Origin of the sequence: Arthrobacter sp. B3I4 (assembly GCF_030816855.1) — a bacterium.
Taxonomy (GTDB): domain Bacteria; phylum Actinomycetota; class Actinomycetes; order Actinomycetales; family Micrococcaceae; genus Arthrobacter.
Window position 1 is genome coordinate 2,542,966 of sequence record NZ_JAUSYK010000001.1, and the last position, 19,091, is coordinate 2,562,056.

18 protein-coding genes are annotated in these 19,091 nt (G+C 67.7%); 4 read left to right on the forward strand and 14 right to left on the reverse strand.

The genetic code is table 11. The features are described from left to right. Positions 1 to 35 precede the first annotated feature (35 nt). From QFZ61_RS12120 to QFZ61_RS12135, 4 genes are all read left to right on the forward strand, one after another. On the forward strand, positions 36 to 899 hold the full coding sequence (locus tag QFZ61_RS12120; protein ID WP_307036348.1) for a methyltransferase domain-containing protein: 864 nt from the start codon (positions 36 to 38) through the stop codon (positions 897 to 899). 143 nt (positions 900 to 1,042) lie between these two features. After that, complete coding sequence (locus QFZ61_RS12125; protein WP_307038168.1) at positions 1,043 to 1,504, forward strand: NfeD family protein; 462 nt, start codon at positions 1,043 to 1,045, stop codon at positions 1,502 to 1,504. A gap of 122 nt (positions 1,505 to 1,626) precedes the next feature. Then, the gene (locus QFZ61_RS12130) at positions 1,627 to 2,574 is read left to right on the forward strand and encodes an SPFH domain-containing protein (protein WP_307036350.1); all 948 of its coding nucleotides are present in this window, start codon (positions 1,627 to 1,629) and stop codon (positions 2,572 to 2,574) included. A 233-nt stretch (positions 2,575 to 2,807) separates the two neighbouring features. Continuing rightward, positions 2,808 to 3,155, forward strand: a complete 348-nt coding sequence (locus QFZ61_RS12135) for an RNA polymerase-binding protein RbpA (protein WP_136322768.1) — start codon at positions 2,808 to 2,810, stop codon at positions 3,153 to 3,155. A gap of 100 nt (positions 3,156 to 3,255) precedes the next feature. Here QFZ61_RS12135 and QFZ61_RS12140 read toward each other — a convergent pair whose 3' ends face one another. From QFZ61_RS12140 to dop, 14 genes are all read right to left on the reverse strand, one after another. Further along, positions 3,256 to 3,993, reverse strand: a complete 738-nt coding sequence (locus QFZ61_RS12140) for a polyprenol monophosphomannose synthase (protein WP_307036354.1) — start codon at positions 3,991 to 3,993, stop codon at positions 3,256 to 3,258. A gap of 131 nt (positions 3,994 to 4,124) precedes the next feature. Further along, positions 4,125 to 5,813, reverse strand: a complete 1,689-nt coding sequence (locus QFZ61_RS12145; RefSeq protein WP_307036355.1) for an amidohydrolase — start codon at positions 5,811 to 5,813, stop codon at positions 4,125 to 4,127. Between the two features lie 60 nt (positions 5,814 to 5,873). Next, positions 5,874 to 8,795, reverse strand: coding sequence for an RNA helicase (locus tag QFZ61_RS12150; protein ID WP_307036357.1), 2,922 nt, complete (start codon positions 8,793 to 8,795; stop codon positions 5,874 to 5,876). 24 nt (positions 8,796 to 8,819) lie between these two features. Further along, positions 8,820 to 9,614, reverse strand: a complete 795-nt coding sequence (gene tatC / locus QFZ61_RS12155; RefSeq protein ID WP_307038170.1) for a twin-arginine translocase subunit TatC — start codon at positions 9,612 to 9,614, stop codon at positions 8,820 to 8,822. A gap of 48 nt (positions 9,615 to 9,662) precedes the next feature. Next, positions 9,663 to 9,932 carry a Sec-independent protein translocase subunit TatA gene (gene tatA / locus QFZ61_RS12160; RefSeq protein WP_307036358.1) on the reverse strand — a complete coding sequence of 90 codons (270 nt, stop codon included), beginning with the start codon at positions 9,930 to 9,932 and terminating at the stop codon, positions 9,663 to 9,665. A gap of 35 nt (positions 9,933 to 9,967) precedes the next feature. Next, the gene (locus QFZ61_RS12165; protein ID WP_307036359.1) at positions 9,968 to 10,366 is read right to left on the reverse strand and encodes a hypothetical protein; all 399 of its coding nucleotides are present in this window, start codon (positions 10,364 to 10,366) and stop codon (positions 9,968 to 9,970) included. 10 nt (positions 10,367 to 10,376) lie between these two features. Beyond that, positions 10,377 to 12,464 (reverse strand): YafY family protein, encoded by a 2,088-nt coding sequence (locus tag QFZ61_RS12170; protein ID WP_307036360.1) that lies wholly within the window; start codon positions 12,462 to 12,464, stop codon positions 10,377 to 10,379. Between the two features lie 181 nt (positions 12,465 to 12,645). Then, complete coding sequence (locus QFZ61_RS12175; RefSeq protein WP_307036361.1) at positions 12,646 to 13,041, reverse strand: FKBP-type peptidyl-prolyl cis-trans isomerase; 396 nt, start codon at positions 13,039 to 13,041, stop codon at positions 12,646 to 12,648. Between the two features lie 36 nt (positions 13,042 to 13,077). Then, positions 13,078 to 14,028: an FKBP-type peptidyl-prolyl cis-trans isomerase gene (locus QFZ61_RS12180; protein ID WP_307036363.1), complete on the reverse strand. Its 951-nt coding sequence runs from the start codon at positions 14,026 to 14,028 to the stop codon at positions 13,078 to 13,080. 112 nt (positions 14,029 to 14,140) lie between these two features. Next, positions 14,141 to 15,505 (reverse strand): Pup--protein ligase, encoded by a 1,365-nt coding sequence (gene pafA, locus QFZ61_RS12185; protein WP_307036365.1) that lies wholly within the window; start codon positions 15,503 to 15,505, stop codon positions 14,141 to 14,143. Position 15,506: 1 nt separating this feature from the next. Further along, positions 15,507 to 16,214 carry a proteasome subunit alpha gene (prcA, locus tag QFZ61_RS12190; RefSeq protein ID WP_307036367.1) on the reverse strand — a complete coding sequence of 236 codons (708 nt, stop codon included), beginning with the start codon at positions 16,212 to 16,214 and terminating at the stop codon, positions 15,507 to 15,509. Position 16,215: 1 nt separating this feature from the next. Next, on the reverse strand, positions 16,216 to 17,055 hold the full coding sequence (gene prcB, locus QFZ61_RS12195) for a proteasome subunit beta (protein WP_307036369.1): 840 nt from the start codon (positions 17,053 to 17,055) through the stop codon (positions 16,216 to 16,218). A gap of 110 nt (positions 17,056 to 17,165) precedes the next feature. After that, positions 17,166 to 17,366, reverse strand: a complete 201-nt coding sequence (locus QFZ61_RS12200; protein ID WP_307038172.1) for a ubiquitin-like protein Pup — start codon at positions 17,364 to 17,366, stop codon at positions 17,166 to 17,168. A gap of 92 nt (positions 17,367 to 17,458) precedes the next feature. Beyond that, on the reverse strand, positions 17,459 to 19,069 hold the full coding sequence (gene dop / locus QFZ61_RS12205; protein ID WP_307038174.1) for a depupylase/deamidase Dop: 1,611 nt from the start codon (positions 19,067 to 19,069) through the stop codon (positions 17,459 to 17,461). Positions 19,070 to 19,091 lie beyond the last annotated feature (22 nt).

Genomic DNA, 19,091 nt, shown 5'->3' on the forward strand with positions numbered 1-19,091 from the left:
CGGTGCCCCGGCGTGCCGGCCCTACGATGGAGACCATGGTCCCCGCTTCGCTCGCCGCCCTCGTGTGCCCCGTCTGCCGGAGCCCGTTCGCGGCAGATAGTACGGGGCGCTCACTTCTCTGCCCGGACGGGCATAGTTTCGACGCCGCCAAACAGGGCTACTTCAACTTCCTCACCGGAAAAGGAACGGTCTTCGAGGCGGACTCCCCGGACATGGTCGCCGCCCGCTTCGACTTCCTGTCCGCCGGGCACTACCGGGGACTCGCGGAATCCGTTGCCGACCTCGCCGCCCCGCTTCTGGCAAGACCGGGGGCCGCCGTGCTGGATGCCGGAACCGGTACCGGACATTACCTCCGCGCCGTGCTGGACCGCGCCCCGGCAGCAGCGGTCGGACTCGACATTTCAAAGTTCGCACTGCGCCGGGCCGCCCGACTGAACCCGGAGGCGCTCAACGTTGTCAGCGACGTGTGGCAGCGGCTCCCCCTTCCGAATGACGCTGTGGACGTGATCATGGTGGTTTTCGCGCCGCGCAACGCCGCCGAGTTCGCCCGGGTGCTGCGTCCCTCCGGCCGGCTCATCGTGGTGACGCCAAGAGAGGGCCACCTGGCTGAGGTCGCCGGACGCACCGGCATGCTCGGCATCGAACCGGCCAAGGATGAGCGGCTCTCGGCTTCACTGGCCGGGCGGTTCGGGGCGCGGCCGGCGCAGGATGTGGACCTGGCCCTGGACCTGTCGCCTGCCGACGTCGCCAACCTCGCACTGATGGGACCCGCCGGCCACCACGTGGACCGCGGCGCCCTGGCCGCCCTTGTGGCTTCCCTGCCCGCCCGCACCGCCGTTGCGGCCCGCTTCCGGATCAGCGTCTTCGAACCGCTCCCGGAGCCGGCCCAGCCGGAATAGGAGCACCTGGCCTAGGTAACGACTTGGCCACTTTCCCCGCCGGGCGTTCCCGGCCCGCCCTTTGCGGGGCGGTCCGGCCTAGGATGGAACCACGTTACGACGGCGCGCCGCTGCACGCCGGGCAAAACATCCAGGGGGCAAAGATGTTTGAATGGCTGGCTGACAACTGGTGGGCATTGTGGCTCACCGTGTTCCTCGTCTTTGCCGTGGTCGAGATGCTCACCCTGGACCTGTTCTTCATCATGCTCGGCGGCGGTGCCCTGGCCGGGCTGATCTCAGCCTTCGCGGGTGCGGACTTCTGGCTCCAAATCGTGATCTTCAGCGTCGTTTCCCTGCTAATGATCGGCTTCGTCCGGCCCGTGGCGCTGAAGCATCTGCGCAGCAGCCCCGCCGACCAGCGCAGCAACGTCGAGCGCCTCATTGGCGAACCGGCCCTCGTGATGGAGTCGGTCACCGAAAGCAGCGGCCTGGTCAAGATCGGCGGCGACATTTGGACGGCCCGGTCCAAGGGCGGCGTCCTGGCACCCGGCCAGCACGCTGTGGTCAGCGCCATCGACGGCGCCACCGCCGTCGTGGTCCCGCAGCCGAACCCGGCCGTGCAGTAACCAGGCCATGCAGTAAACCGCGGCCTGCGCTAACCCGCCGGACAGTAAACCAACAAGTTCAGACCCTGCGGCAGGACCGCCGCACCACACACAAAACCAAATATTTGGGGAAAAGGTGATGTATGGATATCGCAGTCGCAATCGTGCTGCTGGTACTCGTTGCGTTCGTAATAATCGTTCTGGTGCGGTCGGTGCGGATCATTCCGCAGGCCCGCGCCGGCGTCGTTGAACGTCTCGGCAAGTACCAGCGGACGCTGAATCCCGGCCTGACCATCCTGATTCCCTTCGTGGACCGGCTGCTGCCGCTGCTGGACCTGCGCGAACAAGTGGTTTCCTTCCCGCCGCAGCCGGTGATTACCGAGGACAACCTGGTGGTCTCCATCGATACCGTGGTCTACTTCCAGGTCACGGACGCGCGGGCCGCCACCTACGAGATCGCCAATTACATCCAGGCCGTTGAACAGCTCACCACGACTACGCTGCGCAACGTGGTGGGCGGGCTCAACCTTGAGGAGGCCCTCACCTCCCGCGACCAGATCAACGGCCAGCTGCGCGGGGTGCTGGATGAAGCCACCGGCCGTTGGGGCATCCGGGTCTCCCGGGTGGAGCTTAAGGCCATTGATCCGCCCCACTCCATCCAGGACTCGATGGAGAAGCAGATGCGCGCCGAGCGTGACCGGCGCGCGGCCATCCTCACCGCCGAAGGCACCAAGCAGTCGGCCATCCTCACCGCGGAAGGCCAGCGGCAATCCTCCATCCTGAAAGCCGAGGGCGATGCCCAGGCGGCAATCCTCCGGGCCGACGGCGAGGCGCAAGCCATCCAGAAGGTCTTCGACGCCATCCATAAAGGCAACCCGGACCAGAAGCTGCTCGCCTACCAGTACCTGCAGACGTTGCCGAAGCTGGCCGAAGGCAGCTCCAACAAATTGTGGATCATCCCCAGCGAAGTGGGCGAGGCACTCAAGGGCATCGGCGGTGCGCTTGGCGGCCTAAATCCGGACCTGCACCCGGATCCACGCGCGGACGCCGCACCCGGCACCCCGGACACCGCCGTCTCTCCCCAGATCTAGGCCCGACCGCGCCCCGCCCCCGGCGCCCCGGCTTTACCTGGGCTCCGGAACCCGTATACTTGAGTATTTGTCCGGACGGTTCAGCCAGCCGGAACAATTACTCTTCGCGGGGCGTTGTATCCATTGACGATTTGTGCAGTGGGGAATGCACCGCAAACAGCAGCCGGGTGGTCCTCGCGGACCTCCGGCTGACGCAGGGTCCGGCCCTGCGAACCGATTCTAAGGGAGAAATGATGAGCGATCGCAGCCTGCGGGGTATGCGCCTTGGCGCACAGAGCATGGAGACGGAATCGGGCGTTGAGCCCGCTCCGCGCCAGCGGGTCGAGTACCGCTGCGCGGACGGCGAGCAGGTTTTCGTCACCTTCTCCTCCGAGGCGGAGATTCCCCCGGTATGGGTTTCCAAGACCGGCAAGGAAGCGCTGCTGGTAGACGGCGAACGCCCGGTCAACAGCAACGAGAAGGCCGTCCGCACGCACTGGGACATGCTCCTGGAACGCCGCTCGCTGCCTGAGCTGGAGCAGATCCTCGAAGACCGCCTCACCATCCTGCGCGAACGCCGCGGAGAGCGCCGCTCCGCTTAAGCGCCCGGCAGCCAGCAACGCAAAGAGCCGGTCCCGCGCCTTAGAGAGGCGCCGGACCGGCTCTTTTTTGCGTCCGCGGGCTCCTGCCCGCCGCGGTTTCCTACTTGCGGCCGAGTTTACGGCTCAGGGTGTTCCAGCGCGCGGTAAGGCCCCACCGGGTCACGTTGATCATCGCTTCGATGACGATGTTGCCGCTCATTTTCGAGGCACCGAGTTCGCGTTCCACGAACGTGATGGGGCGCTCCACGATGTTCAGGCCGAGCTGGGCCACGCGCCAGGCGAGATCCACCTGGAAGCCGTAACCGACCGAGTCGACCGAATCCAGGTTGAGTTTTTCCAGCGTGCTCCGGCGGAAGGCGCGGAAACCGCCGGTGACGTCCTTGATGCTGACGCCGAGCATGATGCGGGCGTAGGTGCTGCCGACGCGTGAGATGGCCTGGCGGTACAGCGGCCAGTTCACCACGCTGCCGCCCGGGACCCAGCGGGACCCCATGGCGAGGTCCGCGCCCTGCTCCACGGCTTCGATCAGCTGCGGCAGCTGCTCCGGCTTGTGGGAGCCGTCGGCGTCCATCTCGACCAGGATGTCGTAGCCGGCCTCCAGCCCCCATTTGAAGCCGGCGATGTAGGCGGCGCCGAGACCGGCCTTGCCTGCGCGGTGCAGGACGTGGACCTGGCTGTCTTCGGCGGCGATGCTGTCCGCCAGCTGGCCCGTGCCGTCGGGGCTGTTGTCGTCAACGACCAGCACGTCGGACGTCGGCACGGCAGTGCGGAGGCGTCCAAGCGTCTTGGGCAAGGATTCCAGCTCGTTGTAGGTCGGGATGATCGTGAGGACACGCACAGCGGGGCCTTTCCTTAAAGGGAGCGTCGAACGGCCGGGACGGCCGGCGGTTAGCCGACGGCAGGCACAGCTTCCCATTATAGACAGCCGGCTGCGCGCCGCCCGGCGGCACCGCGTCGCCGGTGGAGCGGTTAGCTTCCCAGCGAACCGCTGGAGAAGAGCTCGACGCCGTCGCGCACCGTTTGCAGGCAGACAGGGTCGTTGCCGGTATCCAGCGCCGGCAGCAGGGGCGTGCGGGCGCGCGGGTCGGTGCTCCAGGACTGGACCCTGCCGTCGGCCACCTGGACCATGAGCTCTTCGACTTCCCAGACCGCGAAGCTGGCCGGGGCGCCGGGAACCAGCTGGCCCGCCATCGGATTGCGGTACCGGGCGGCGCGCCAGCCGGCCCGAGTGTGGCCCAGGAAGGCTGCGCGGGCGGAGATCCGCTCCGCCGCGTTGGAGTGCTCCAGGCAGGCGCGCACCCCCGCCCAGGGCCGAAGCGGCGTGACCGGGCTGTCGCTGCCGAAGCAGACCGGCACGCCGGCGGAGTAAAAGGAACCGAAGGGGTTCATGGCAGCGTGACGGGATCCGAGCCGCCGGGCATAGAGGCTGTCCTCCCCGCCCCACAGGGCGTCGAAGACAGGCTGCGCACTGACCGTGACCGAGTATTTGGCCAGCCGCGCGATGGCGTCCGGGTCGGCGAGCTCCACATGTTCCAGCCGGTGGCCGGCCGCGCGTACGCGCTGTTCCCCGACCTCCGCGGCGGCCCGGTCCAGGGCGTCGAGGGCGGCGTCGAGGCCGGCGTCGCCAATCACATGGAACCCCGCCTGGATACCGAGCAGCGAGCAGGCCGCCAGATGCGCGGCGGCCTCGTCGACGGAAAGGTACCGGTTGCCCCGCTCCCCCGCCGCGTCACTGTAGTCCTCCCGCAGCGCCGCCGTGCGGGACCCGATCGAGCCGTCCATGTTCAGGTCCCCGGCCAGGCCGAGCACCGGCACACCCAGCCCGTCAAGGATGGAGCGGGCCTGTTCCTCCGACGCCGCCAGTTCACCCCAGTACGGCAGGATCTCCGGGGCCGCCGGTCCGCTCCGCCCGGGGGCGTTCCATCCGGCCGCGAGCCGCAAATCCTCGACCCCGCCGATGTGCGGAGCCGCCATTTCAGCCAGTGCCACGTAACCGTTGGCGGCAGCTTCGGCCAGGGCTGCCTGCTGGTAGCGGCGCAGCTCCCCGGCGGGAAGTTTGCGTGCCGCGAGCCGCGCGGCGATGTGGGCGTCCCGCTTGACCTGACCGTCGCCGGCACAACCGTCCAGGCCGTCAAGGCTGGAGGCGGCCGCGAGGGAGGACGAGACCAGCGCCGAATGTACGTCCACCCGGGACAGGTACACCGGCCGGCCGCCGGCCGCGCGGTCCAGTTCTTCCCGGCTGGGCAGGGCCGGATCGGTCCAGAGGGTTTCGTCCCAACCGTGCCCCAGCACGGTGCCGCCGGTGCCGGCGGAGGCGCTGTACCGGGCGATGGCGTCGAGCAGTTCGGCGGCCGAACGCACCCCGCCCAGCTGCAGCGAATCCAGTGCGATGCCGGTTTCGGTCAGGTGCACGTGGGAGTCGACGAAGCCGGGGGCAAGGAGCGCGCCGTGCAGGTCAACGATGTCCATCGTGGCGTCCGCGATGGACGTGGCGGCCTGCTCGGAGCCGACCCAGGCCACCGTGTCGCCGTCCACCAGCATGGCGGTCGCGAACGGGTCCGCCGCCGTGTAGACGGAGCCGTTGCGGTACAGCGTCACCTTGCGTTCTGCCTGGGCTGCGTTGGCTGGCTTGGGTGCCCCGGACGGTGAAACGGTCATCGTGGAAAACTCCTTGTGCTGAAAGTACGGGGGTTGCGGGCCGGGTTACGCCGGGCCGGGTCAGGCCACGGCCGAGTAGGCGACGACGCCGCGCTTGACCAGGTTGATCGCGTCGGAGCAGAGCCGCGCGACCCGGGGGTCCAGGCCCGGAATCTTGGCCAGCTGGTCAAGCAGGTCGATGACCTGCTTGACCCACCGGACAAAGTCGCCGGCCGCCAGGTCCGTGCCGCTGAGGACCTCCTGGAGGTGCCGGCCCTTGGCCCACTTGAAGACCGGCCAGACCAGGCCCAGCTCCGGCTCGCCGGTGAGCGGCAGCTTGCTGGCTTCTTCGATGTCCTCCAGGGCGGACCATTCACGCACGACGATGTCGACGGCGGACTCGAGCGAAACGCTCGGCATCTTTGGCCGCAGGCCCCGGTCCTCACGCTTGGCCTGGTACACCAGGACGCTCGCCAGCGCCGCGATCTCCGCGGCGTCGAGGTCGTTGAAGGCGCCGAGCCGCAGCGACTGCGAGATCAGCAGGTCCTTTTCACCGTAGATCCTCCGCAGCCGCTGGCCGTCAGGGCTGATGGAGAGTGCCCCGGACTCCGTCGCCTCAAGGTAGCCGTAGCCGGACAGGACGCCGCAGACCCGGTCGAAGGTCTTGGCGATGGTGTTGGTACGGCCCTGGATCTGCCGGATCAGGCCGTCGGTTTCCTGCCGGAGCTTCCACCAGCGCTCGGACCAGCGGGCGTGGTCCTCACGTTCGCTGCAGCCGTGGCACGGATGGGCCCGGAGCTCACGGCGCAGTTCGGTGATCTTTTTTTCCATGTTGGGCAGGGCCGCGGCCCGGCCGAAGTCCTCGTTCCGGCTCGGAGGTGCCGGTGGCCGGCTCTCGCGGATGGCGTTGCGGACCGAGGACGCCAGGTCGCGGCGGGACTTCGGCACCTTGGCGTTGAAGGATTTCGGGATCCGGATCCGGGTGATCGGGGCCAGCGGGCCCTCAACGTCCTGCAGGCCGATGCGGCGCAGCTGGTTGTCCAGCGTCATGACGGCCGGCCGCGGCTCGCGGGAGTGGTGGTCGGAACTAAGCACGACGGCGAGTCCTGGCGCCCGGCCGGACGGGACCTCCACAACGTCGCCGGGCAGCAGCCGGCTCAAGGAATCCTCGGTCAGTGACTTCCGGGCGCGGGAGGTGCCCTTCGAGGCGTTGCGTTCGGCGTCGGACAAGGCCCGCCGCAGCCTCGCGTACTCGGTGAAGTCGCCCAGGTGGCAGCTCATTGCCTTGCTGAAGCCGGCGAGTGACTCTTCGCGGCTGCGGACCTGCTTCGCCAGTCCGACGACGGAGCGGTCCGCCTGGAACTGGGCGAAGGACGATTCGAGGATCTCGCGGGCACGGGACCGGCCGAACTGCGCGACCAGGTTGATGGACATGTTGTAGGTGGGCCGGAAGCTGGAGTTCAGCGGGTACGTGCGCCGGGAGGCGAGGCCCGCGACGGCCGCCGGATCGGTCCCCGGCTGCCACAGGACTACAGCGTGGCCCTCGACGTCGATTCCCCGGCGCCCGGCCCGGCCGGTCAGCTGGGTGTACTCCCCCGCGGTGATATTGACGTGGGCCTCACCGTTGAACTTGTCGAGCTTTTCCAGCACCACGCAGCGGGCGGGCATGTTGACGCCCAGGGCGAGGGTCTCGGTGGCGAAGACGGCCTTGACCAGGCCGTCGGCGAACAGTTTCTCCACCACTTCCTTGAAGGTGGGCAGCATGCCGGCGTGGTGGGCGGCGAGGCCGCGCAGCAGCCCGTCACGCCAGCTCCAGAAGCCCAGCACGTCCAGGTCGTCGGAGGGAATGTCCTGGGCGGCCTCGTCGACCCGGCGGGCGATGATGAGCTGCTCCTGCTCGGTGGTCAGCCACAGCCCGGCGGAGACGCACTGCGCCACCGCGGCGTCGCAGCCGGCGCGGGAGAAAATGAAGGTGATGGCCGGCAGCAGGTCCATCCGGTCGAGGCTGGCGACGACCTGCGGCCGGCTGGCTTTGCGGACAGGGCTGCGCTGGCCGCGCTGCGGTGCCTCGTCCCGCTGGTTCCGGTGCCGGCGCTGGCTGCGGCCGCCGTGGCCGAAACGGCCGCTGAAGTTCATCTGGCTCTCGGCCCGCGCCATCGAGAGCAGCTCCGGGTTGACCTCGAAACCGGCCCGCTCGGTGATCACCTTCGCGGTTGCCGTACCCGGTGCGGCGGCGGCGGCCAGGGCGCCGGCGGTGGCGGTGGCGTTGTCCTCGCCCGCGGGGGCGATCTCGTCGAAGGTGGTGTCGCCGGCGAACAGGTCCACTATTTTGCGGCCCACCATGACGTGCTGCCAGAGCGGGACGGGACGGTGTTCGGAGACGATGACGTCGGTCTGGCCGCGGACGGTGTCCAGCCAGGCGCCGAATTCCTCGGCGTTCGAGACGGTGGCGCTTAGTGAGGCCACCTGGACTTCGCTGGGCAGATGGATGATGACTTCTTCCCACACGGCGCCGCGGAACCGGTCAGCCAGGTAGTGCACCTCGTCCATCACCACGAAGCCCAGATCTGCCAGGGTGTCCGAGCCGGCGTACAGCATGTTGCGGAGCACTTCGGTGGTCATCACCACCACCGGGGCCTCGCCGTTGATGCTGGTGTCACCGGTCAGCAAACCCACCTGGGCTGCACCGTATTTCTCCACCAGCTCGGTGTACTTCTGGTTGCTCAAGGCCTTGATCGGCGTCGTGTAGAACGCCTTCAGGCCGCGCTGGAGGGCCAGGTAGATGGCGAACTCCCCGACGATGGTCTTTCCGGCGCCGGTGGGCGCCGCAACCAACACGCCGCGCCCGGCCTGGAGGGAAAGGCACGCCTCACGCTGGAAGGGATCGAGGTCAAAGGCGAGCGTGCGGGTGAATCCACCCAGATAGGTTTTCGCTTCCGCCGCCCGCTCGGCGCTGGCACGGTAGCGCTCGGACGGCGACTCGGGCCCGGGTTGGAAAGACATGATCCCAGCCTAGTGGGCGCAGGCCTAGAGATTCTCCAGCTCGGAACTGGGAGTGCCCTGGTCGGCGGTGGCTTCGGTCTCGGCGGCCACCTTCGCGGCGCGCTTCTCGCGCCGGCGGTCGTTGAGCAGGCACAGCCCGATGGCGGCGAAGAAAAGCGCGAGCATGGGCACCGCGAGGTAGAACATGCTCATCGCGTCGGCGCCGGGCGCGGCCATGGCCGCGAAGAGACAAACGAGGAACACGGTGATCCGCCAGCTCTTCAGCAGCTGCTGGCCCTTGATCAGTCCGGCCAGGTTCAGCCCGAACAGCACCACCGGCAGCAGGAACGCGATCCCGAAGGCAAGCAGCAGGCGCAGCACGAACGACAGGTACACCTGGGCGCTGATGAAGTTGGAGCCGCCCGAGGGGGTGAAGTCCGTGAGCACGCGCACGGCGTTGGGCAGCACCAGCCACGCGAGCAGCACGCCGCCCACGAAGAGCGGAACGGCGGCGGCGACAAAGGACAGCGCGAGGCGCCGTTCGTTCTTGTGCAGTCCGGGAACGATGAAGGCCCACAGCTGGTAGAGCCAGACCGGGCTGGCGACGATCAGACCCAGGAACACGGAAACCTGGATCATCAGGTCAAAGGAGCTTGCCACGCCGTCGAAGTTCAGCGACGCCTGCCGGCCCTCGTGGACGTTGAGGTCCCGGATCGGCTTGATCAGGGCCGCGAGCATGGGCTGGTAGACGAGGAAACCGACGACTGTCCCGAGGACGACGGCAATGGCCGACTTAAAGAGCCGGGTGCGCAGCTCCTTAAGGTGATCGAGCAGGGCCATCCGGCCCTCGGGGTTCGATCGGCGGCTCATGGTTGCAGCCATGTGGTTTTAGGCGCGGTTCGGCGGCGGAACGTCGGTTCCCTCGCCCGGGCGGCTTTCGGTGCCGGCGGACCGGGGGTGGTTCACGACTTTGCCTTCGACGGCGTCGGAGTCGGCGCCCGCCTCGGGCGTACCGTCCTTCTTCATTTCGCGGACCTCGGACTTGAAAATCCGCATCGACTGGCCCAGACTGCGGGCCATTCCCGGCAGCTTCGGCGCAGCAAAAAGCACCAGTGCCAGGACGATGATGATGATGAGATGCCAGCCTTCAAGCCTCATGCTGGGTGGTCCTTTCGTTTGTATACATCCTATGGCTAACGCGGATCGATGTCGCGCAACGCCTGGGGCTGCCCGCGTTCGGCTTTACGTTCGACCCGGCGGATCCGGCGGGCTTCCTGCCGGGCCGCCTTGGATGCATGGTAATTCTGTCGCATCGTTTCGGGCGGAGCAAAAACCGCCGACCCCGGTTCTGCCGGAGCGCCGGTTCCGCTGCTCCCGGCGCCGCTGTCCGAACCTACCGAAGCGGCCTGAACAACAGCTGAACCGGAGGTGGCCGGCACCGAACCAAGGGTTGAGAAGCGGTCCCCGGCCTGCGCGAGTTCTTTGGTCACCGCCATGAACTGCCGGAACAACCGGACGCCGAGCACGCCGATAAAGAGCAGGGACAGTGCGACGAGCGCTATCCAGATTACGATCCAGGACCACCAAGGCATGCTGACCAGTCTAACGGGGATGCTGCCTGGTCCCCGTACCGGCGCCTGTAGCTGTCGCCGTACCGGCACCGTACCGGTTCAGGGCGGCGGCGAGCCACTCCCGGGTGGCGTCCGCCAGAGCCCGGGGCTCCAGGACCCGGATCGCACCCCCGTGCTGGGCCACAAACATCGGCAGCCAGTCCGCGCTGCCGAACCGGATCTCGGCGAGCATATGCCCGTTCGGAAGCAGCGCGGTCCGCTCCGCGTAGTACTCGTCCGCCAGCCCGGCGCCCTGCCTGGTCAGCTCCAGCACCACGACGGCGTCATCATCGTTGGGCGTGAACAGTTTCACCGGGAAGTCCCCGGCAGGGTCCGCGGCCGAGGACGGCGGAAGCCCGTTGGGCTGCAGGCTCTGAATCCGGTCCAGCCGGAAGTTCCGCAGGCCGCCGGCGGTGTGGCAGTACGCCTCGAGGTACCAGGTGCTGTCCAGCGAGTAGAGCCGGTGGGGGTCGATGTCGCGTTCGGAGACGGCGTCGCGTTGCGGCGCGAGGTAGCTGAGCCGCAGTTGGGCGCCGGTTCGGATGGCCTCGCGTGCGGTGGCGAGGACCGCGGAGTCCTCGGGAGCGACTTCGGGTCCAGACAGGGCGGCGGCTTTGAGGCCTTCCTCCCCCGCTGCGGCCATGAGTTTAAGCGTGACGGATTCGAGGTCACCGCCCTCGGCGAGTCCGGGCAGGCCGTTGAGGGCTTCCAGGCCGGTCAGCAGCGCGCATGCCTCGTCCACCGTGAAGCGGACCGGCCGGTTCAGGTCGAGGTCCTGGATGATGTAGACGTGGTCGTCGTCCCACCGGATGTCCAGCAGGTCGTCAGGGTAGCCCTCGGGCAGGCCGGAGCAGATCAGGATCCGCAGGTCGTCCTCGAGTTCTTTGCGGGTAATGCCGAAGCGCTCGGCCACCTCGCTGATGTGCAGCCCCTGGTGGTGGACCAGGAACGGGACCAGCTGCAGCATCCGTTTGAGCTGGTCCTCGGACGTGCGCTTACGGCTGCGCTTTGCCGGACCGGTACGGGGGAAGTCGACCGGCGGAGCCGGTGCCGCGGCGAAGTCGGCTGCGGCAGCCAGGCGGCGCAGCACGGCTGCGTGCAGGCCGGGCGGCGCCACCACCACGGCTTTCGGTCCGTAGGAGGCAAGTTCGGCGGCGAGGGTCTCGGCGTCCCGGTAGGGCACGGTGAGCCGGTCAAAGCCGGCACGGGCTGGTACCGGGGCGCCGCCGCCGTCGTTGCCGTCAGCGCTACCTCCGTCGTTGCCGCTGGCGGCGGAAGTGCCGGCGGGCACGGCGTGCTTGCGCAACCCCAGGAGCGCACCGCCGGCGACGTCGACGATAGCGTGCTGCACGGGCAGTTCGGGCAGGGCGGCAAGTTGTTCCCGGACGTTGAAGGACGGCGGCGGCGTAAAGCTCTCACCGTCCAGCACACTCACCGCCGAGGTGAAGCGTGAAAGCCGGAAGAAGCGTTTGTCCCCGCGGGCCCGGTCGTAGCCCACGAGGTACCACTGACCGAAGCGGCTGCCCAGGCCCCAGGGCTCGACGGTGCGCAGTTCCTCCTGGCCGGTGCTGCCGGCCAGGTAACTGAAACTCACCGGATGCTGGCGGTGAATGGCGCCGACCAGGTCCTCGAAGGCCTGCCCTGCCGGCCGAATCCGGGGCTGGACCCCGGCCGGCAGTTCCGCCTCGGCCAGACCGCCGGCCGCCTGCAGCTTGCGCACGGCGTTCCGGGCCGCGGAGCCCAGGGCGGCCTGTTCCCACAACTGGGCCGCGAGGATCAGGACCGTGCACTCCGCCGGGGTGAGACTGACGTCCGGCAGACGGTTGGATTCCTTGCCGATCCGGTACCGCGTGGTCGCCGGGTCATCGGAGCCCCAGCCCTTGTCGGTCACGGTTTCGACCTCGAAGCCGAACTGCCGAAGCTCGCCCTTGTCGCGTTCAAACATCCGGCCAAAGGCAGCCTCGGAGCTCGTGGTGTCGTGGTAGACCTTCTGGCGCAATTCGCTGCGGCGCAGGCCGTACCGGGTGTTGAGCAGCGCGATGAGCAGGTTCAGGAGGCGTTCAGTACGTGAGGCGGGCACCCGGCAAGGTTACTAAAGTTCCAGGCGTCGAAACGGCGAAAGCGCGGCAACAGCCGGAAGAACTTTCCGATTGTTACCGCGCTTCACTTGACGGGGCGTCAGCCGCGCTGCCGCCCCGCGCGGGGGCCCACGCCCGCGGGGTTCCCTGTCCGAGCTTGCGAGGATAGGGGGCGGGTGGGGATCAGCGGACGGCGACGAGGTCGACGACGAAGATCAGGGCTTCGTTCGGGCCGATCGCTCCGCCGGCGCCCCGGGAGCCGTAGGCCAGCTCGGAGGGGATCTCCAGGCGGCGGCGGCCGCCGACCTTCATGCCCAGCAGGCCCTGGTCCCAGCCCTGAATGACCTGGCCGACGCCGACCCGGAAGTCCAGCGGAGCGCCGCGGCCCCACGAGGCGTCAAACTCTTCGCCGGTGGACCAGGCGACGCCAACGTAGTGCGTGGAGACGGTGTCGCCGGCTTTGGCTTCGGGGCCGTCGCCTTCGATCAGGTCAGTGATCACGAGTTCGGTGGGAACGTCGCCCTGCGGGAAGTCAATTTCGGGCTTTTCACGGTCGAGGTTGCGCTGTCCAAATGACATGGTTGCTCCTTCTTGGGGTGGCTGGGTTGGTGATGTTTACTTGACGCCGAGAATATCGACGACGAAGACGAGGTCGCCCTTGGCGTCGCCCTGGCCCTGGTCGCCGTAGGCGAGGTCCTTGGGGATGACCAGGAGGACGCGGGAGCCGACGGTCTTGCCGGCAAGTCCCTGGGTCCAGCCCTTGATCACGCCGTTGAGCGGGAATGTCGCCTTCTTGCCGCTGTCGTAGCTGGAGTCGAACACCTTGCCGCTGGCAAGCGCGACGCCGACGTAGTTGACGGTGACGGTGTCGGTTTCCTTCACGGCCTGGCCCTTGCCCTTGATCAGGTCCTGGGAAACCAGTGCCGTGGGGGCGGCTACGCCCTCGACGGAGATAACCGGAACACCCTTGTCGTTTTCCTTCACGGTCGGCAGGCCGGCGGGCGGGGTCACGGCGTCGCCCTCGGGCTTGTCCAGGACCTTGGGAGCATCCTTGGCCGCGAGGATCTTGATGACGATCAGCTGCGAGGGCTGGGCGGGAGTTTCCGGGGCGCCGGCGCTTGCCGGGGCCGCGGCCTTGCCCGGAACAGCCAGGGCGAGGTGGGAGCCGACCTTGGCACCGACGAAGGCGTTGTAAATGACGGCACTGCCGGTCTTGAGCTCATCATTCAGCTCGAGTTTCTCGGCATCCTTCGGGAAGGTGTCCTCGACGGTGGAGCCGTCCTTGCCGTTGAACGCAACGATCGAGATGTCCGCGACCTGGTTGGCCTTCACGCGGTCGCCGTCGCCTTCCTTGACCACCTTAATGGTGGGGTCCTTGACCTCAAGCGGCTTGGTGAATTCGACGCCGGGTGCTTTTTTGTCGCCGTTCTCGGTCAGCTTCAGGGAGTCGAGTTTCGCTGTTTCACCGGCGGACTGGCTGGTGGGCTCCGGGGCCGCCGGTTCGCCGCCACCACAGGCGGTGAGCAGCAGCAGTCCGGGAAGAAGAATTGCTAATAGTCGGCGCACGTAAGAACTTTCGTCGGGGCAGGATGGACGCTTCGCCGGACCGTGGCCAGCGGCAAAGCAGGCGGTAGCCGGGAAACGGCACCTTTCCCAGCGTAACCCGGAAAGCTGGGTATCAGCCCATAGAGTCCAGCAGCGCGTCAACGCGGTCATCGACGCTGCGGAACGGATCCTTGCACAGAATGGTCTGGTGGGCGCGGTCGTTGAGTTTCAAATGGACCCAGTCCACGGTGTAGTCGCGGCCCAGTTCCTGCGCCCGCCGGACAAAGTCGCCGCGCAGCTTGGCGCGCGTGGTCTGCGGCGGGGCGTCGACGGCGTCCTTCACCGCGGTGTCATCGACGACCCGGCGGGCCGCGCCGCGTGCCTGGAGCAGGTAGAACAGTCCGCGGCTTCGTGAAATGTCGTGATAGGTAAGGTCAAGCTGGGCCACCCGCGGCGCATCGAATTCCAGGCCGTGCCGCCTGCAGTAGTTATCCATCAGCTTTTTCTTGATCGCCCAGTCCACTTCAGTGTCGATGGTGCTCGTGTTGCCGCTCTCAATTGCGTCGAGTGTGCGTTCCCAGAGATCCAGGATGAGCGGGACGTGGGCGTTGTGCGCGCCGCGGTCTGCCACGAATTCGGTGACTTTATTCAGGTACTCCCGCTGGATCTCCAGGGCGGTGAGCTGCCGGCCGTTGGCGAGCCGCACCACCGCACGCCCGGTCAGGTCGTGGGAGATCTCGCGGATGCTGCGGATGGGGTTTTCCATCCGCATGTCGCGCATAATGACTCCGGCTTCGATCATGCGCAGGATCAGGTCGACGGTGCCCACCTTGAGCAGTGCCGTGGTCTCGGACATGTTTGAATCCCCCACGATCACATGCAGCCGCCGGTAAAACTCGGCGTCGGCGTGCGGCTCGTCGCGGGTGTTGATGATCGGCCGTGAGCGGGTGGTGGCGGAGGAGACGCCTTCCCAGATGTGGTCCGCCCGCTGGGAGAAAGCGAACGTGGCACCGTGGGGTGTCTTGAGGATCTTGCCGGCGCCCGCAATCAACTGCCGCGTGACGAGGAACGGGATGAGAATTTCAGCCAGCCGGGAGAACTCGCCGCGGCGGGGTATCAGGTAGTTCTCGTGGCTGCCGTAGGAGTTGCCGGCCGAGTCGGTGTTGTTCTTGAACAGGTAAACCGTTCCGTTGAATCCCTCGCCCCCGAGGCGTTCCTGCGCCTCGTCCACGAGGTCGTCCAGGATAAGCTCGCCGGCCCTGTCGTGGGCGATGAGCTGGGCCAGGTCGTCGCATTCGGCGGTGGCGTACTCGGGGTGCGAACCGACGTCCAGGTAAAGCCGGGAACCGTTGGTCAGGAACACGTTCGAGGAGCGGCCCCAGCTGACCACCTTGCGGAAGAGGTAGCGGGCCACCTCCTCCGGCGCCAGCGGCCGGGACTCCGGGCTGGAGTAGGAAATTCCGAATTCGGTTTCGATGCCGAAAATGCGCTTGTCCATCTCAACTCTCCTCAGCCAGCAATGCCGCTACGTCGGCGTCGTCGAGCCGGCGGAACGCCCGCCGCGTGCCGCGGCTGCTTTCCGAGCCGCGGTCCAGCACGGCGACTTCAACGGCCGACACGGGCAGCGTAGCGGTCTCCTTGTCGGCGACCAGGCCGGCCAGGGCCAGCCGGACCGCCCCGGCAAAATCAAGGTCACCGCGCCAGCCGTCGGCGACGGCTTCGGAGACCTTGTCGGCCTGGCCGCCCATCACAATGAATTCCTGTTCGTCCGCGATGGAACCGTCAAAGGTGAGCCGGTAGAGGTGGTCCGTTTTCGGGCCGGGACCCACTTCAGCGACTGCCAGTTCGACCTCGAACGGTTTCTGTTCGGCCGTGAACACTGCTCCCAGACTTTGTGCGTAGACGCTGGCCAGGCCCCGGGCGGTGACGTCCTCACGGTCGTAGGAGTAGCCGCGGACATCGGCGTACCGCACCCCGGCCTGGCGGAGGCTTTCAAATTCGTTGTATTTCCCGACGGCCGCGAAAGCAATCTTGTCGTAGATCTCACCGATTTTGTGCAGCGAGGGCGACGGGTTCTCGGCCACCAGGGCAATCCCGTCCCGGCAGCTGATCACCACCACTGAGCGGCCGCGGGCAATTCCTTTCCGGGCGAAGTCCGCCCGGTCCTTCATCAGCTGTTCGGGAGAGACATAGAACTGCTGGGTCATGTCAGGCCTCCCGCTGGGCCGCGGCCCGTGCTTCGATGATGGCGCCGGCCACGCCCGCGAGCTCGAGCTCAGGCACCCGCGCGGCACCGGCCCGGCTGACCGTGTAGACCACGGGCCACAATTGCCGGACCGGGTCCGGGCCGCCGGTGGCGGAGTCGTCGTCGGCGGCGTCGTACAGCGCTTCAACCGCCACCCGGACGGCCTCCGCTTCGGAGAGGTTGGGCCTCCACAGCTTTTTCAGCGCACCACGGGCGAACATGGAGCCCGAGCCGACCGTGTGGTGCTCCTGTTCCTCGTAGCGGCCGCCGGTGACGTCGTAGGAGAACAGCCTGCCGGTGCCGGTGGCCCGGTCGAAGCCTGCGAACAGCGGGATCACGGCGAGGCCCTGCATCGCCATGGGCAGGTTGCCGCGGATCATGGCGCCGAGCCGGTTGGCCTTGCCGTCCAGGCTCAGCTGGGTGCCTTCGATTTTTTCGTAGTGTTCCAGTTCGACCTGGAACAGCCGGGTGATGTCCAGCGCTACGCCGGCAGTCCCGGCGATCCCCAGGACGGAGTACTGGTCTGCGGGAAACACCTTCTCGATATGCCGGCTGGCAATGATGTTGCCCATGGTTGCGCGCCGGTCACCGGCCATCAGTACTCCCCCGGCGTAGGCCAGTGCGACGATGGTGGTGGCGTGCGGCGTCGGTGGCACCGGGGTTCCTGCACCGGTGCCGGGACCGCCGCCTGCGCCGGGCTGCAGGGCGTTGTAGGGCAACAGTTCGGGCCGTGAGCGTTGCAGGTGCTCGGTGAAGGATGACGTCGCGTTCGCCGCTACCTGGTTGGCTGATGTTTCCTGCACTGGTGCACTCCCTCAACGTAGTGGATCAACGGCTTTCGACGCTCAGCCCTGTGTCTGCTCAGTGGGTCTCCTAAGTGTGCTCCTCGCCTGCGCCGGTTCGGCGGGTGCGCCTACTGGCCGCCCTTTTGCACGAAGGCGCGGACGAACTCCTCGGCGTTGGATTCCAGGACACCGTCGATCTCGTCGAGCAGATCGTCCACCCCCTGGGTGGAGGCGGAAGCCTGGGCTTCGGGCGGCGCCGGCGGGGCGGCAACTTCCTCGTCGACTTCGGTGTCGCGGGACTGCGGCTGCTGCTGCTCCTGGCCTGCCATCATCTTCTCCTTGTCGCTGTCTGTCCCATCGTGCACAGGACATCCTGTAAGCCATATTGCCACGCCCGGGCCCCGCGCGGGGGTCTTTCCAGCTACGAACCGGGGCTTAGGCCCAACAGCTCAGCCAGGAACGGTCCGGCCTCCCGGTGCCGGGCGAACAAGCCGCCGGTGAGAGCCTCGGTGCCGCGCAGCGGTTCGCGTGTAGGTACCCGCTGAAGCTTGCCGCGGCCGGGCAAATCGAAGATCACGGAGTCCCAGCTTGCGCCCACCAGGTCCTTGCCGAAGCGGCTGACGCAGCGGCCGCGGAAGAAGGCCCTGGTGTCCGACGGCGGTTCCAGGACCGCGCGGGCGATGGCCCCGTCGTCGGCGATGCGCTGCATCCGGCCGCGGGCCAGCAGCCGGTGGTAGAGGCCCTTCTCGGGGCGGATGTCCGCCCATTGCAGGTCTACCAGTCCCAGCCGGGCGTCCGACCAGTCCAGTCCGTCCCGCTGCCGGTAACCCTCCAGCAGGGTGAGTTTTGCGAGCCATTCAACAGTTGAGGCGGCCGCCGCGCGGTCGCCGCCCAGTTCGGTCAAAGTCGCGGACCAGCGTTCCAGCACGGCGTGCGTGTGCCCGTCGCCGTCGACGGCGTCGGCGACCCCGGTGTCCTGCGCGAGCTTGGCGGCCGCTTCGAAGTACATCCACTGCAGGTCCAGCGCGGTGACGCGCCGGCCGTCGACCAGGCGCAGGGTGGCTGTCAGGGAGGTGTCGTGGCTGACCGTCTGGAGGGCCGCCACCGGCTCGTGGACTTCCACTTTCGGAGTAAGGCCCGCCTCGATCAGGCTGAGAACCATCGCCGTGCTGCCAAACTTGAGGAAGTTGGCTACCTGGCTCAGGTTCGCATCGCCGATGATGACGTGCAGCCGGCGGTACTTGTCCGCGGTGGCGTGCGGCTCGTCCCGGGTGTTGATGATGGGGCGCCGGATGGTGGTTTCGAGGCCGACTTCGGTTTCAAAGAAGTCGGCCCGCTGGCTGATCTGGTAACCGGGCCGGGAGCTGTCCTGGCCCAGGCCGACGCGGCCGGCGCCGCACATGATCTGGCGGGTGATGAAGAACGGTGTCAGGCCGCGGGCGATCTCGCCGAACGGCACCGAACGGGGCATCAGGTAGTTTTCGTGCGAGCCGTAGGACACGGATTTGTTGTCCGTGTTGTTTTTGTAGAGGTTGATCGGCGGGAGGTCCGGATCCGCGGCCAGCCGCCGGACCGCGGCAAGGGCCACCAGGTCTCCGGCAGCATCCCAGATGACGGCGTCGCGCGGGCTGGTGACTTCCGGGCTGGAGTACTCCGGGTGGGCGTGGTCGACGTAGAGCCGTGCGCCGTTGCCCAGCACCATGTTCATCAGCAGCGAGCCGGACTCATCCTCGCCGTCGTGGTCCAGTTCAGCGCGGCCGTAGGCCAGGGCGACGGCCTCGGCGTCGAGCACCGGGGGACGGTCGGTGAGCTGCTCTGGATCGGCCGAAGCCCGTTCCAGCGTCCAGCCGCGGGCATCGTGCAGCGGCTCTTCGTCGGTGTAGTCCCAGCGTGTCTCAGCACCTCCGGCGGCCCGCTGCCGGGTTACCTGGGCGTAGGCCTGGATGACGCGGGCGGACATCATGGTGGCGTTGGCGCCCGGTGCGGAGGGCGCGTGGATGCCGTACTCGGTCTCGGAGCCCATCACCCGCATCGCACCGCCGGTGGGAAGGCCT

What these genes read in the sequence shown, in the direction of transcription:
- QFZ61_RS12120 (WP_307036348.1), top strand. Translation starts at nt 36, where the DNA reads ATGGTCCCCGCTTCGCTCGCCGCCCTCGTGTGCCCCGTCTGCCGGAGC.
- QFZ61_RS12125 (WP_307038168.1), top strand. Translation starts at nt 1,043, where the DNA reads ATGTTTGAATGGCTGGCTGACAACTGGTGGGCATTGTGGCTCACCGTG.
- QFZ61_RS12130 (WP_307036350.1), top strand. Translation starts at nt 1,627, where the DNA reads ATGGATATCGCAGTCGCAATCGTGCTGCTGGTACTCGTTGCGTTCGTA.
- QFZ61_RS12135 (WP_136322768.1), top strand. Translation starts at nt 2,808, where the DNA reads ATGAGCGATCGCAGCCTGCGGGGTATGCGCCTTGGCGCACAGAGCATG.
- QFZ61_RS12145 (WP_307036355.1), bottom strand. Translation starts at nt 5,813, where the DNA reads ATGACCGTTTCACCGTCCGGGGCACCCAAGCCAGCCAACGCAGCCCAG.
- QFZ61_RS12150 (WP_307036357.1), bottom strand. Translation starts at nt 8,795, where the DNA reads ATGTCTTTCCAACCCGGGCCCGAGTCGCCGTCCGAGCGCTACCGTGCC.
- tatC (WP_307038170.1), bottom strand. Translation starts at nt 9,614, where the DNA reads ATGGCCCTGCTCGATCACCTTAAGGAGCTGCGCACCCGGCTCTTTAAG.
- tatA (WP_307036358.1), bottom strand. Translation starts at nt 9,932, where the DNA reads ATGAGGCTTGAAGGCTGGCATCTCATCATCATCATCGTCCTGGCACTG.
- QFZ61_RS12165 (WP_307036359.1), bottom strand. Translation starts at nt 10,366, where the DNA reads ATGCCTTGGTGGTCCTGGATCGTAATCTGGATAGCGCTCGTCGCACTG.
- QFZ61_RS12175 (WP_307036361.1), bottom strand. Translation starts at nt 13,041, where the DNA reads ATGTCATTTGGACAGCGCAACCTCGACCGTGAAAAGCCCGAAATTGAC.
- pafA (WP_307036365.1), bottom strand. Translation starts at nt 15,505, where the DNA reads ATGGACAAGCGCATTTTCGGCATCGAAACCGAATTCGGAATTTCCTAC.
- prcA (WP_307036367.1), bottom strand. Translation starts at nt 16,214, where the DNA reads ATGACCCAGCAGTTCTATGTCTCTCCCGAACAGCTGATGAAGGACCGG.
- QFZ61_RS12200 (WP_307038172.1), bottom strand. Translation starts at nt 17,366, where the DNA reads ATGGCAGGCCAGGAGCAGCAGCAGCCGCAGTCCCGCGACACCGAAGTC.
- dop (WP_307038174.1), bottom strand. Translation starts at nt 19,069, where the DNA reads ATGCGGGTGATGGGCTCCGAGACCGAGTACGGCATCCACGCGCCCTCC.